This is a genomic window from Actinomadura macra NBRC 14102 (genome assembly GCF_001552215.1).
GTDB classification, from domain to species: Bacteria; Actinomycetota; Actinomycetes; order Streptosporangiales; family Streptosporangiaceae; genus Spirillospora; species Spirillospora macra.
The window spans coordinates 104,976-118,846 of sequence record NZ_BCQT01000005.1; the positions used below are offsets into that span (position 1 = coordinate 104,976).

Sequence of the window (13,871 nt, forward strand, 5' to 3'; positions counted from 1 at the left end):
AGCGCACGGTAATCAGCCGTTAAACGGTGCGTTGTCCAAGCGATCCGGATCCTCCGGGTAAAGGATTCAGGATGCGGTGGGGCAGTCGTCCTCCGTACGGGGACCCGCGCCGCCCACGCCGAACACGAAGTCGCGTTGGGGACGCCACACTCCGTCCTCACCGTGCTCGTACAGCGAGAATCCCCAGACCTCGAAGCCGGCGGTGTAGCCGGCGAGCTCCTCGTAGGCCCGATCCATGACCCTGTCGGGCAGGTGGTGGGCGATCGTCACGTGCGGGTGGTACGGGTACTCCAGCGGCCGGGCGAGCGGCCCCGACAGAATTTTTGTCTGAAGCCGCTCACAATCGTCGATGCCCTCGTCCAGAGCCACGAAGACGACCGGAGAGACGGGCCGGAACGTTCCGCTGCCATGCAACCGGATATGGAAGGGCCGCTCCGCGCGGGCGATGTCCAGCAGGTGCGCCTCGATCGCGTCCAGCATCGCGCCGTCGACCTCGGTGGGCGGCAGGAGGGTGATGTGGGTCGGGATCGCACCGGCGAGCGGGTCGCCGAACGAGGCGCGCTTGCCCTGGAGCATCGCGCCGTAGGGGTCCGGGATCGAGATGGCCACCCCGATCATGCGGACCCCGGCCGGAGGCGCGCCCGTCCCGGGCGCCTCTGCGGCCGCCCGGTCAGTGACCACGTCCCACAGTTCCCAATCCCGCAGTTCCCAACCCGACGAAGCCCACCCGCTCACGGACGGTCTCCATCGTCCGCCTTGCGACCTGCGAGGCGCGGTCGGCGCCCTGCGCGAGCAGCCGGTCGAGCTGCTCCTCGTCCTCCAGCAGCTTGAGCGTCCGCTCCCTGATCGGCGTGAACGTGTCCAGGACGATCTGCGCGAGGTCCTTCTTGAACTGGCCATAGCCGGACCCGTCGTACCGGGCCTCAAGATCGGGGATGGACGTCCCCTCCAGCGCCGAGTAGATCCGCAGCAGGTTCGTGACGCCGGCCTTCTTCTCCTCGTCGTAGCGCACCTCCGAGCCGGTGTCGGTCACCGCGCGCATGATCTTCTTGCGCATCGGGCCCGGGTCCTCCAGCACGTCCACGATGCCCTGCGGCGACGATGCCGACTTGCTCATCTTCGCGGTCGGCTCCTGAAGATCAGTGATCTTCGCGGCGTCGGCGGGGATGAACGCCTCCGGCGCGACGAACGTCTCCCCGAACCGGTGGTTGAAGCGCCCGGCGAGCGTGCGCGTGAGCTCCAGGTGCTGCCGCTGGTCCTCGCCGACCGGCACGCGCAGCGCCCGCCCGTCCGGGCCCGGCTCGGGCGTGTAGAGCAGGATGTCGGCCGCCTGGAGGATCGGGTAGGTGAACAGGCCGACGCTCGTGCCCGCCGTCCCCTGTTTGGACGACTTGTCCTTGAACTGGGTCATCCGCCCGGCCTCACCGAACCCGGTCAGGCAGCCCAGCACCCACGCCAGCTCCGCGTGCTCGGGGACATGGCTCTGCACGAACACGGCGGCCCGCTCGGGGTCCACGCCCATCGCGAACAGCTGCGCGGCGGCGACCTTCGTGCGGCGGCGCAGAACGGCCGGATCGTGCTCGACGGTGATCGCGTGCAGGTCGACCACGCAGTAGAACGCGTCATGGGAGTCCTGCATGGCGACCCACTGCCGCAACGCGCCCAGGTAGTTGCCGAGGTGGAACGAGTCGGCGGTGGGCTGGATGCCCGACAGCACGCGGGGGGCGCTGTCGCGGCGCGCGGCGGCTTCAGCGGGGCTGGACGCTTCGGGCATGTGCACGGACCGATTCTCTCAGGTGCCGCCGGACCCGTTCGGGGCCGGCGTCTCTCGCGGGGCGACCGCCCGCGGGGCCGCGGGCGGCGGCGCGGGCGCCGCCGGCATGGGCTGCGGCGTCGCCCGCGGTGTGACGCGCACACGGGCCACCCGCCGGCCGTCCATCAGGGCGACCGCGAGCAGCCGGCCCCCGGCCTCCACCGAGTCGCCCTTCGCGGGCACCCGGCCGAGGACCGCCATGATGTGACCGGCGACCGTCTCGTAGGGCCCGGCGGGCAGCCGGATCCCGGTCTCGGTGGCGAAGTCGTCGAGGTTGAGCAGGCCGTCGACCTCGACCACCCCACCGTGCAGGCGCCGAGCCTGCGCGTCCTGCACATCATATTCATCGCGTATGTCGCCGATGAGCTCCTCCACGAGGTCCTCCAACGTGACGATCCCGGCGACGCCGCCGTACTCGTCCATGACGATCGCCAGATGGCAGCCCTCGCGGCGCATCTCCGAGAGCGCCGGAAGCACCCGCTTGGAGGAGGGCAGGAACTTCACCGGACGGACCAGCTCGCCCACCGGCCCGTCCTCGCCCGGCGAGTCGGGGCCGTCGGTCAGCAGCAGGTCCCGGATGTGCACGAAGCCGATCACCTCGTCGTGGGAGTCCCGGCAGACGGGGAACCGCGAGTGCGGGCTGCCCGCCGCGACCCGCGCCGCCGCCCGCAGCGGCAGTTCCGCGTCCAGGAACTCGACCTCGGTGCGCGGCACCAGCACCTCCCGCAGGGGCCGCTCGCCCGCCGCGAACACCTCCCCGATCAGCGCCCGCTCATCCGCGGTGATCAGGGTGTTCTCCGCGATGAGCGCCCGCATCCGCTCGGCGGTCAGCTCCTCGCGCAGTGCCCTCGGATCGCCGCCCGCGAGCCGTACGACCAGGTCGGTCGAGCCCGACAGCAGCCAGATCAGGGGCCGGACGAGCCGCCTCGGCGGCTGGGACTGCGGCTGCTGCGGCATTGGCGGCGTCCGGTCCATGTGTTAAACCTTCCCCGTTCGCGGTTACGGCTAGCCTGGAGGACACCCCCGCCTGTCCCATAGCCGTCCGTTGGAGGTCCGTTCGTGAAGCTGCTCGTCACCGGAGGCGCCGGCTACATCGGCAGCGTCGTCTCCGCCCTGCTCCTGGAGGCGGGACACGAGGTCGTCGTCCTGGACGACCTGTCCACCGGCCACGAGGACGCGGTGCCCGAGGGCGCCCGGCTGGTGCGCGGCACGCTGCGCGAGACCGCCGCGGACGTCCTGGGCGGCGCGGGCTTCGACGCGGTCCTGCACTTCGCCGCCAAGTCCCTGGTGGGCGAGTCGGTGGAAAAGCCCGGCCTGTACTGGGACAAGAACCTCGGCGAGTCCCTCGCCCTGCTGGAGGCGATGCGGATCTCGGCCGTCCCGCGGATCGTGTTCTCCTCGACCGCCGCGACCTACGGCGAGCCGGAGTCCACCCCGATCCTGGAGACCGACCCGACCCGCCCGACCAACCCCTACGGCGCGTCCAAGCTGGCGATCGACACCACCCTCGCCGAGTACGCCCGGCTGCACGGCATCGGCGGGGTGTCGCTGCGCTACTTCAACGTCGCGGGCGCCTACGGCCGGCAGGGCGAGCGGCACACCGTCGAGACCCACCTGATCCCGAACGTGCTGAAGGTCGCGCTGGGCGAGCGGGAGTCCGTGCACGTCTTCGGCGAGGACTACCCGACGCCGGACGGCACCTGCCTGCGCGACTACATCCACGTCGCCGACCTCGGCCGCGCCCACCTGCTCGCGCTGGACGCCTGCACGCCCGGGTTCCACCAGATCTTCAACCTGGGCAGCGGCAACGGCAACTCCGTCCGCGAGGTCATCGACGTCTGCCGCGAGGTCACCGGGCGCGACATCCCCGCCGAGGTGAGCCCGCGCCGTCCCGGCGACCCGGCCGTTCTGGTGGCGTCCTCGGAGAAGATCCAGTCACAGCTCGGCTGGAAGCCGGAGCGCGACCTTCAGGCGATGGTGTCGGACGCGTGGACCTTCCTGCGCTCACGATGACCGGCGCGGTCGCCGACACCACCCCCGGCGCCCTCGCCGCCGCGTTCTCCGCGGCGTACGGGCGCCCCCCGGACGGCGTCTGGCACGCCCCCGGGCGGGTCAACCTGATCGGTGAGCACACCGACTACAACGACGGTCTCGTCCTGCCGTTCGCGCTGTCCCACGGCGTATCCGTGGCCGCCGCACGGCGCGACGACGGCGTCGTCGAGGTCCGCTCGGCGCAGACCGGCGGGACCCTTGTCACCGCCCCCGTCACGGGCGGCACGGTCGTCGCCGAGGGCTGGCCGCCCGAGCACGCCTGGGCCACCTACCCCGTCGGCGTCGCGCGCGTCCTCAGCGAGCGCGGGACCGGCGGCGCATCCCTGCTGATCGACTCCGACCTCCCCCAGGGCGCCGGGCTCTCCTCGTCCGCCGCCCTGGAGTGCGCCACCGCCCTCGCCCTCTGCGACCTGCACGGCATCGAGATCGAGCGCGCGGAACTGGCGCTGCTCGCGCAGCGCGCCGAGAACGAGCAGGTCGGCGTGCCGTGCGGGCTCATGGACCAGTCCGCGTCCCTGCTCTGCACGTCCGGCCACGCGCTGATGCTCGACTGCCGCAGCGGCCTGTCGTCCCCGGTGCCCTTCGCCCCCGCCGACGCGGGGCTGACCCTGCTGGTGGCCGACACCCGCGCGAGCCACACCCTGACCGGCGGCGGCTACGGGCGCCGCCGCGCCGAGTGCGAAGAGGCGGCGTCCCAGCTGGGCGTCGCCGCGCTGCGCGACGTGCAGGACCTCGCGGGGGCGCTCGGCTCGCTCCGCGACCCCGTGCTGCGCCGCCGCGTCCAGCACGTCGTCACCGAGAACCACCGTGTGGAGGCCACCGTCGGCCTCCTGCGCGCCGGGGCCGTCACCGAGCTGGGCGCCCTGCTGAACGCCTCGCACCTGTCCCTGCGCGACCAGTTCCAGGTCTCCTGGCCCGAGGCCGACGCCGCCGTGGACGCCGCGCTGCGCGCCGGCGCGCGCGGCGGCCGGATGGTCGGCGGCGGGTTCGGCGGCTCGGTCATCGTCCTCACGGCCACCGACCGCGCCGCACGCGTCCGCGAGGCGATCACGTCGAGCTATGAGCGACGAGGCTGGCCACCCCCGCGCTTCCTCGACGCGATCCCCTCCGCCGGCGCCCACCGCGTCAACTGACCCGCGAGGCCACTCCCCCGCAGTGTCAGTCAAATGCGGTGTCACTCCGATGCGGTGTCACTCCGATGCGGTGTTCATCGCGGACCTGATGTCGTTCAGGAGGGCGGTGGCCTCCTCGGCCGGGCCGGTCTCGTCCAGGGCGCGGAACTCGTCCACGGCGGCGGACGCGTGGGGTTCGGCTTCGGCGAAGCGACCGGCCTGGGCAAGCACGCGGGCCTGGTCGAAGGAGACCAGGGCCGTCTCCCAGATCCGCGCGGGCTCGTTGCCGGCGGGCAGGCCCGACAGCGCGGCGCGGGCCACCTCCATCACCGTGGCGGCCTCCGCCGTCTCGCCGCACCACAGCAGGCACATCGCCGCGCGGCGCCTGGTCCGCACCACGCCGTAGGGGTCCGGGACCTCCGCGTAGGCGTCGGCGGCACCGGCGAACCGCTCCGCGGCAAGGGCGTCCTTGTCCAGGTTCGTCAGGACCTCGCCTGACTCCTCCAGGAAATGCCCGACCGCACCCGGCTCCCCGTCCTTCGCGGCGTCCTCGGCGAGCGACGCGAACAGCCCGGCGGCCTCCTCCTCGCCCAGCTGCTTCTGCGCGTGCGCGAGGACCAGGCGGCAGCGCCGCTCCAGCTCCTCCGTGACGTTGGGCAGGGCCTCCTCCCCGACCTCCGCCGCCTCCAGGTGACGCCCGGCGGCCAGGTAGCCGGCGGCCAGGTCCACCCGCAGGTAGGTGGCCTGCTCGTGCAGGCCCGCCGCCGTCCAGCCCGCCACGGCCTCGGCGAGGTCGGCGACGGCCTCGGCGGGACGGTCGCCGACGAGCAGCGTGAGGCCGCGCTCGGCGTGCGCCGCGGCGAGGAGCGGCGAGGGGCCCGGCTGCGCCTCGATCACCTCGCCGAGCAGGGCCAGCACCTCCTCGGTGGGGTCCTGGTCGAGGACCTCGCCGCCGGGATCGCCGTTGTGCGCCATCTGGTTCAGCGTCTGGGAGAGCAGCAGCGCCGGACGGGCCAGCAACTCCGGATCGCCGGCCCCACGTGCCGCCGCGACCCCCTCCCGCAGCGCCGTGACCGCGCCGCCGGCCTCACCGGTCATCAGCAGCGCGCTTCCCCGCAGGAAGGCGAGCTCGCCGACGTCACCGGGCGAGTCATCGGGGACGACCCGGTCCAGCGCGGCGAGGGCTTCGGCCGGGCGTTCGAGGTCCAGGCAGGCGCGGGCCAGCCGGATGAGCGCGATGGTCGCGTCGCCGTCCTCGGTCGGGTGGGCGGCGAAATGGTCGGCGGCAGCCTCCAGCTCGGCGAGGCCCACCGCTTCACCAGCCTGCACCGCCTCACCAGCCTGCACCGCCTCACCAGCCTGCACCGTTTCACCAGCCTGCACGGGCTCGCCGCCGGGCGCGGGCTCGCGGTCACGCGCCTGGACGCGCGCCGCGCCGAGCCGGCTGAGCGTCCGGTACCGCCGCGTCTGCTCGCCCAACCCGGTGAACGACGCCGCCGCTTCCTCCCAGCACTCGATCGCCGCCGCGAAGTCGCCCCGCACGGCCAGCTGACCGCCCTGCCCGTCCACGCGCCGTGCCCGCTGGAGCGGCGTCGGCTCCACCGTCTCGGCGACATCGTCGAACCTCCGCCACAGCGCCGCCGCGCCGGACATGTCGCGGCGGACGCGACGCCGGTCGGCCTCGTCCAGCAGCGCGTCCAGATCCGTCTCGGAGGACAGGTCCTCGGCTGCCGGGGCCGGCGCCGGCGCCGCGCTGCGCCGGTGATGCTCGCCGAGCGGCAGGAAGTCGACGACCGGCTCGGCCGCCAGCATCGCCCGGATCAGGTCACCCTGGCAGGACGTGCCGTTGCGGGCGTCGAAGCGCTGCGCCAGGCTCGTGGCGACTCCCGCCAGCTCCGCGCTGAGCTCGTCCAGCGGCACGTCGGCCGCCACGCGATCCCCGAACTCTGGTCGCCGGACGGTCACCGCGCCGTGCCCGGCTTCGGTCAACCTCCGCAGCGCCATCGAGGCCGCCGCGGCGAACCGCATCTCCGCGTGCGGGCTCGGCGCCCGGTCGAGCCACCCCAGATGCCGCTGGACGATCTCCAGCGCGCGCGCCTCGTTCCCGGTGACCGCGCAGAACTCCACGTGCTCGGTGATCTCGTCCAGGTCGGCGAGGTGCATCCGGTGCGTCCGGTAGGCGCGGCGGTGCGCGTCGCGGGCCTGCTCGGCGCGGCCGGTGCGCAGGTAGACCGGCAGCATCGCGGTCTGGATGCCCTGCGGCTGTTCGGTGCAGTTCAGCTCCTCGCCCAGCACCGGCGCCGCGACCTCGAACGCCTCCTCGTACCGTCCCTGCCGGACCAGATGCTCCACCATGCTGGTCGGATCGCAGCCCGCGCAGTCCGACAGCTCGTCGCGCGGCGCGGCCCGCCACTTCAGATACCACTCGTCCGCCGAGTCATCGCCGACATGCAACGCGACGGCGTTGCGGTAGTGGTACACCGCCTGGAGGCTGTACCCGCCCTCCCGGTAGCGGCGCTCCATGTCGTCCAGCACCGCGTAGGTCCGGTCGAGGGGGACCTCGGGGAACAGCGTCAGCGAGTTCACGATCGCCTTCATCTGCCAGAGCAGGCGGCGCGTCCCCTCGAAGCGGCCGGGATCGCGGTCGTTGTCGGCCATCGTCCGGCTGAACGTCGCGAACGCCTTGGCGGGCTCGCCGCCGTACTGGTAGGCGTTGGTCAGCTGGAGCCGCACCCAGAACGCCAGCGTCTCGTCGCCCGTCGCCTCCGCCCGCCGCAGCGCGTCCTCCACCAGGACGGTCCGGGCCTCCCCGTAGGGCAGCTCCTGCGACCGGGCCATCAGGCCGTTGACGTCCTCCGTGCTCACGTGCCCGCCTCCGGGGGATGGACGGCCCACTCCAGCAGGCCGATGAACGAACGGTTCAGTACCGCGGTGTCCGCGGGCCGCAGCGGATGGTGGCCGAGCAGGAGCGCCTGCCCGTACAGCGCCTGGACGGCCGCCTCGACCGGTCCCTCCGTGCCGAGCGAGGTGACGCGGCGGGTCAGCGGGTTGCGGTAGTTGAGCACCAGTTGCGCGCGGTCGGCGACGGCGCGCGCGCCGACCGCGCCGAGCACGTCCGCCCACAGCTCGTCCGCCTCGTCCCGCGCCCGCGCCAGCTCGTCCTGGAACTGCGCGTCCCGGCTGGTCAGATACAGCGCGGGCAGCGACGCCGGATCGAAGTCGCGGACGACCACCTCGCAGCCGAGCCGGTCCACCGCCCGCTGCGCCGCCGCCAGGAAGGGCCGCAGCGCCAGTTCCGCCGCCGGGTCCAGCATCCCGAACGTGGTGGTCAGCTCCGCCGCGTCCAGCCGGGCCATCCGGATCTCCGGATCGAGGTCCGGCAGCCGCTCGATGATCTCCAGGTCGTGCACGTAGCCGCCGTTGACGAGCCCGACGCCCTGCGCGCCCGCGACCGCGGACAGCCGCCGGAACTCATCGACGCTCGTGGTGAACCGGCCGTCCGGGTGGCGTCGCCGGAACTCGGCCAGCGTCATCGGCCCGGCGGAGGTCTCGTACTCCAGCCAGCGGTCGACGATCCGGAGCATGTCGTCGTCGTGCAGCGCCATCGCCTTCACACCGAGCTGGTGCAGCCGCAGGAACCCGCCCAGCCCCGCCGGATCGGTCTCCGCCAGCTTCACCAGCCACTGCCGCAGGACCTCGCCCAGCCCCTCGCGCACAGAGTCCAGCAGCTCGTCCTCGTAGAGCGCCTCACGGCTCGCGGTCGGCCGCAGCTCCCCCGCGTCCACGACGCAGCGGGCGAAGAACGCCCACTCGGGCAGCAGTCCCTCGACGTTCTCCGCCAGCAGCATCCGCTTCAGGTAGACGCGGTGCGCGGCACGGGCCGTCGGGGCGACCGGATGCGGCAGGACAAACGCGACACCCGTCAGCCCCGCCTCCGGGACCTCCAGGTCGACCACGTCGAACGGCGTGAACCCGAACAGCTCCTCGCAGTACTGCTCCAGTGCCCGCCGCCGTTCGGCCGGGTCGCGGTGGCCGGCCCGCCAGGCGGGGCCGTCGCCGGTGATCCGCACACCGTCCACGGTCAGCTCGACCGGCAGCAGCGCCCCGTAGGTGCGGGCGAGATCCGCCACCACCGGCGGGCTCAACAGCTCCGCCGACCCGGACCGCGCCCGGAGCGTGACCGTCGTGCCCGGCTCCTCCCGCTCCGCGGGTTCGACCCGGTAGCTGCCACCGGCCAGCCCCGTCCACCGCACCGCGTCACCGCCGCGCGCCGACCGCGTCACCACCTCGATCTCGTCCGCGACGAGGAACGCCGACAGCAGCCCGATCCCGAACTGGCCGAGGAAGTCGTGCCGCGCGAACCCCAGCTCGTCGCGCTTGGACGAGCGTCCGATCGTCGCCAGCAGGGTGTGGACCTCGTCCTCGGTGAGGCCGATCCCGTCGTCGTGGACCCGCAGCGCGTCGCCGCCGGTCTCGATGACCACCCGGCCACCGCCGGTACCGCGCGCGGTGATCGCGTCCACCGCGTTCTGTAGGAGTTCCCGCAGGTAGACCCGCGGGCTGGCGTAGAGGTGGCGGCTCAGCAGATCCACCACGCCACGCAGATCGACCTGAAAAGCCTGTTCCGCCACTCGCCTGCCTCCCCGATCATCTGTAAGAGCGATCACACCCTAGCGACCGGTACCGACCCCTTGACCGCATTTCTCACACGAACGAGCCCCGGACCTGACCGGGTCCGGGGCTCGTTCGTGTGTTCAGATGACCGTGCTCAGATCAGGCCGAGCTTGCTGACGGCGTCGCGCTCCTCCGACAGCTCGCCCACCGACGCGTCGATGCGGGCGCGCGAGAAGTCGTCGATCTCCAGACCCTGGACGATCTCCCACTCGCCGTCCTTCGTGGTGACGGGGAACGAGGAGATCAGACCCTCGGGGACGCCGTACGAGCCGTCCGACACGACCGCCATGGACGTCCAGTCGCCCTCGGCGGTGCCGTTCACCCAGGTGTGGACGTGGTCGATCGCGGCGGACGCGGCCGACGCGGCCGACGACGCGCCCCGCGCCTCGATGATCGCGGCGCCGCGCTTGGCGACAGTCGGGATGAAGTCGCTCTCCAGCCAGTTCTGGTCGTTGACCGTCTCGGCGGCGTTCTTGCCGGCGATCTCGGCGTGGAAGATGTCCGGGTACTGGGTGGCCGAGTGGTTGCCCCAGATCGTCATCCTGCGGATGTCGGCGACCGACACGCCCGCCTTCTTCGACAGCTGCGCCAGCGCCCGGTTGTGGTCCAGGCGGGTCATCGCGGTGAACCGCGCGGCCGGGACGTCCGGCGCGTGCGACTGCGCGATCAGCGCGTTGGTGTTCGCCGGGTTGCCGACCACCAGCACCTTGATGTCGTCCGCGGCGCCCGCGTTGATCGCCTCGCCCTGCGGCTTGAAGATCCCGCCGTTGGCCTCCAGCAGGTCACCGCGCTCCATGCCCTTCGTCCGCGGGCGGGCGCCGACGAGCAGCGCCACGTTCGCGCCCTCGAACGCCCGCACCGCGTCGTCGAAGATGTCGATGCCGGACACCAGCGGGAACGCGCAGTCGTCCAGTTCCATGGCGGTGCCCTCGGCGGCCTTCACCGCCTGCGGGATCTCCAGCAGCCGCAGCCGCACGGGTACGTCCGCACCGAGCAGCTGACCGGAAGCTATGCGGAACAGCAATGCGTAGCCGATCTGGCCCGCGGCGCCGGTGACGGTGACGGTGACTGGGGTGCGCGTCATTACCTTCTTCTCCTGCTGCTGACCTGACGGGGCTCAGGCGGCCATCCTTCGAACCCGACCGCCCGAGAGCCGCGCCGCCGCGCCGAATCTCTCGCCGTCGAGATATACCGGGGTTCAGGCTATCGCGCGCGCCCCGCCCGCCATCCTCCAGGTGCCCAGACCGGCATGATGACCGTCCCCCGGGGACACGGAAGGCCGCCCCGGAACCCTCCGGGACGGCCCTTCGAGGGCACGGCGTCAGCCGTTGATCTTCTTCTGGAGGTTGGTGTCGAGCGCCTCAAGGAATTCCTGTGTCGTCAGGAACGGGGTGTCCGCGCCGACGAGCAGCGCCAGGTCCTTGGTCATCTGACCGGCCTCGACGGTCCCGACGCAGACCTCTTCGAGGGCCTTCGCGAAGCCGATGAGCTGGGGGTTGTCGTCCAGCTTGCCGCGGTGCTCCAGGCCCCGCGTCCAAGCGAAGATCGACGCGATCGGGTTGGTCGACGTCGGCTTGCCCTGCTGGTGCTGGCGGTAGTGCCGGGTCACCGTGCCGTGCGCGGCCTCGGCCTCGACGGTCTTGCCGTCGGGGGTCATGAGGACGGACGTCATGAGCCCGAGGGAGCCGAAGCCCTGCGCGAGGGTGTCGGACTGGACGTCGCCGTCGTAGTTCTTGGCCGCCCAGACGAAACCGCCCTCCCACTTGAGCGCGGCGGCGACCATGTCGTCGATGAGCCGGTGCTCGTAGGTGAGGCCCTTGGCCTCGAACTCGGCCTTGAACTCGGCCTCGTAGATCTCCTGGAAGAGGTCCTTGAACCGGCCGTCGTAGGCCTTGAGGATCGTGTTCTTCGTCGACATGTACAGGGGCATCTCGCGGTTCAGCGCGTACCGCATGCTCGTCCGGGCGAAGTCGCGGATCGAGGAGTCATAGTTGTACATGCCCATGGCGACGCCGCCGCCGGGGAAGTCGGCGATGTCGAACTCCATCGGCTCCGACCCGTCCCGCGGCGTGTAGGTGATCGTCACCTTGCCCGGGCCCGGAACCACGAAGTCGGTGGCCTTGTACTGGTCACCGTGGGCGTGGCGGCCGATGATGATCGGCTTCGTCCAGCCCGGCACCAGCCGGGGGATGTTGGAGGCCACGATGGGCTCACGGAAGATCACGCCGCCGAGGATGTTACGGATCGTCCCGTTGGGCGAGCGCCACATCTTCTTCAGGCCGAACTCCTCGACGCGCGCCTCGTCCGGGGTGATCGTGGCGCACTTCACCCCGACGCCGTACTGCTTGATGGCGTTGGCGGCGTCGATCGTGACCTGGTCGTCCGTGGCGTCACGGTGCTCGATCCCCAGGTCGTAGTACTTCAGGTCCACGTCCAGGTAAGGCAGGATCAACTGGTCCTTGATGAATTTCCAGATGATCCGCGTCATTTCGTCGCCGTCGAGCTCGACGACGGGGGCCGCTACTTTGATCTTGGGCATGCCGTTGCTGTCCCTTTCCTACACCGGCCAGCAGTCCTTGTAAGGCTCAACTGGCTAGGCTAGCCGAGGCCGTGACGAGCTCGAGACCTGGCCTGGGCTGGGGGCTTCCCACCCGGGCGGACGCCCGTCAGCCGGACGGGCCGTCCCGGCGGCCGGAGATCAGCAGCCGCAGGCCGCGCACCGCCATCGCGAGCGCGATCAGCACGCCGAACGCCCCGGCGAGGACGAGCCCGGTCTTGTTCATCGGGGGGATGCTCAGCGCGACGAACGCCACCATCTCACCGAGGATCACGAGCGTCCAGCAGTCGACCGAGCGGCTACGCACAGCGAGCAGACCGAGTTGCGACTCCGGCAGCAGCAGCCGCGCGAGCGCCCCGAGGAGCAGTGCGGCGGCCATCAGGCCGGAGCCCTTGCGGAAGTAGTTGAGCGCGCACAGCGTGAGCCCGGCCCCCACGCCGCTGAGGACGAGCAGATAGGGCAGCCGGCCGAGCCAGTGCGGCGCGGCGCCCCTGCGGCGCGGCGCGCGACGTCTCCGCCGATGCACTTCCGTGCTCATGAATCCTCCGAATCGGAAGCCGACTTGGGCGGTTCGGTGGCACTTCACGGTAGTGCCATTCGGGTCGCGTTACGACATCATCCGCGCTCTTCCGGACGAGCCCGCGACCGTCCGGGATTCCGGGAGCGGCCGGGGTCGCCACCAGGCGAGGGAAACGGATGGGACGCAGGGGGCACCCGGGGACCTGGATGCCCTGCACCATCGGTCCTACTCACCAGTAGGAGGGTGTGACGGTGACGCGCCCGGGTAACCCGTCGGACAGGGGTCGCTAACTAGCTGGGAGGACTGCCGTGGAGGGGCCGTTCATGCGGATCGAGGACAGCGGGCTGGTGGTGCCGCTGCGCCCCGACGTTACGACGGTCGGGAGAGGGAGAGGAGTCGACATACGCCTCGATGATCCGAGTGTGTCCCGTTTGCACGCCGAGATCGTTCGACGCGGTCCATACGTATATGTCGTCGACATGGGCCTGTCCCGCAACGGAACCCGAGTCAACGGCAGGCCGATCGCCCGCCGTGTCCTGGAGGACGGCGACGTCGTGAGCTTCGGCACGGCGCGCTGCCGGATGGGGGGCATCCCCCGTGAGGAGGTCGATCCGGACGTCGAGCTGCGACGTGCCGTCGCACCCGAGCTCACCCGCCGTGAGGTCGACGTACTGACCGCACTTTGCCGCCCCGCCCTCTCGGACGAGGCGTTCGTGGCACCCGCCACCGCACGGGACATCGCGGGCGAGCTGGTGGTGACCGAGGCGGCCGTCAAACAGCACCTGCTACGGCTGTATCAGAAATTCCGCATCCCCGAGGGGGCCAACCGGCGTACGCGGCTCGCCAACGAGGTCATCGCCATGGGCCTCGTCCGTCCGCTGCCGCCGGTGCACGTTCCCCAGCAGGGCCGCCCGATGGACGGGCGGACCACCGGGGTCCGGGGCGCCGAACCGCGCAGACCGGGCACCCCGGGACATGGGCCGGGGCATGTCACGGGCCCGGGACGGCCGGCGCACAGCGCCGCCGGACGGCGGGCCAGTTGAGGTGAACCTGCGGTCACCCTCTGGCAGCGCAAGCGAGGGTGACCGCTGAGCAGGAACCACGCCGGGGCCGCCGCCCAGGGTGCAGGGGGGCGGCGGTCTC

At 71.9% G+C, this 13,871-nt stretch carries 11 protein-coding genes; 3 read left to right on the top strand and 8 right to left on the bottom strand.

All coding sequences use genetic code 11. The features are described from left to right. Positions 1-66: 66 nt before the first annotated feature. The 3 genes from AMA02S_RS08460 to AMA02S_RS08470 are packed head-to-tail and all read right to left on the bottom strand — an operon-like array spanning position 67 to position 2,788. A complete protein-coding gene (locus AMA02S_RS08460) occupies positions 67-735 on the bottom strand; it encodes a 2'-5' RNA ligase family protein (protein WP_245667412.1) in 669 nt (222 codons plus the stop codon). Beyond that, on the bottom strand, positions 671-1,774 hold the full coding sequence (trpS, locus tag AMA02S_RS08465) for a tryptophan--tRNA ligase (RefSeq protein WP_067454320.1): 1,104 nt from the start codon (positions 1,772-1,774) through the stop codon (positions 671-673). The genes AMA02S_RS08460 and trpS overlap by 65 nt, the downstream gene beginning before the upstream one ends. A gap of 18 nt (positions 1,775-1,792) precedes the next feature. Beyond that, entirely contained in the window at positions 1,793-2,788 is a 996-nt protein-coding gene (locus tag AMA02S_RS08470; RefSeq protein WP_084264886.1) for a hemolysin family protein, read from the bottom strand. An 84-nt stretch (positions 2,789-2,872) separates the two neighbouring features. On the opposite strand from AMA02S_RS08470, the gene galE reads away from it, so the two are divergent. Together galE and galK are read left to right on the top strand one after the other, a co-directional pair. Then, positions 2,873-3,826, top strand: a complete 954-nt coding sequence (gene galE, locus AMA02S_RS08475) for a UDP-glucose 4-epimerase GalE (protein WP_067454325.1) — start codon at positions 2,873-2,875, stop codon at positions 3,824-3,826. Then, positions 3,823-4,998, top strand: a complete 1,176-nt coding sequence (galK, locus tag AMA02S_RS08480; protein ID WP_067454326.1) for a galactokinase — start codon at positions 3,823-3,825, stop codon at positions 4,996-4,998. The genes galE and galK overlap by 4 nt, the downstream gene beginning before the upstream one ends. A gap of 57 nt (positions 4,999-5,055) precedes the next feature. Here galK and AMA02S_RS08485 read toward each other — a convergent pair whose 3' ends face one another. From AMA02S_RS08485 to AMA02S_RS08505, 5 genes are all read right to left on the bottom strand, one after another. Next, positions 5,056-7,842, bottom strand: a complete 2,787-nt coding sequence (locus tag AMA02S_RS08485) for a hypothetical protein (RefSeq protein ID WP_067454328.1) — start codon at positions 7,840-7,842, stop codon at positions 5,056-5,058. Continuing rightward, a complete protein-coding gene (locus tag AMA02S_RS08490) occupies positions 7,839-9,608 on the bottom strand; it encodes an HSP90 family protein (RefSeq protein WP_067454331.1) in 1,770 nt (589 codons plus the stop codon). The genes AMA02S_RS08485 and AMA02S_RS08490 overlap by 4 nt, the downstream gene beginning before the upstream one ends. A gap of 137 nt (positions 9,609-9,745) precedes the next feature. Next, positions 9,746-10,735 (bottom strand): malate dehydrogenase, encoded by a 990-nt coding sequence (locus tag AMA02S_RS08495; RefSeq protein WP_067454334.1) that lies wholly within the window; start codon positions 10,733-10,735, stop codon positions 9,746-9,748. Between the two features lie 237 nt (positions 10,736-10,972). Continuing rightward, positions 10,973-12,190, bottom strand: coding sequence for an NADP-dependent isocitrate dehydrogenase (locus tag AMA02S_RS08500; protein ID WP_067454337.1), 1,218 nt, complete (start codon positions 12,188-12,190; stop codon positions 10,973-10,975). Positions 12,191-12,317: 127 nt separating this feature from the next. Continuing rightward, positions 12,318-12,746, bottom strand: coding sequence for a DUF3017 domain-containing protein (locus AMA02S_RS08505; protein WP_067454340.1), 429 nt, complete (start codon positions 12,744-12,746; stop codon positions 12,318-12,320). 290 nt (positions 12,747-13,036) lie between these two features. Here AMA02S_RS08505 and AMA02S_RS08510 point away from each other — a divergent pair, with 290 nt between their 5' ends. Next, entirely contained in the window at positions 13,037-13,771 is a 735-nt protein-coding gene (locus AMA02S_RS08510; protein WP_067454344.1) for an FHA domain-containing protein, read from the top strand. The last annotated feature ends 100 nt before the right edge of the window (positions 13,772-13,871 follow it).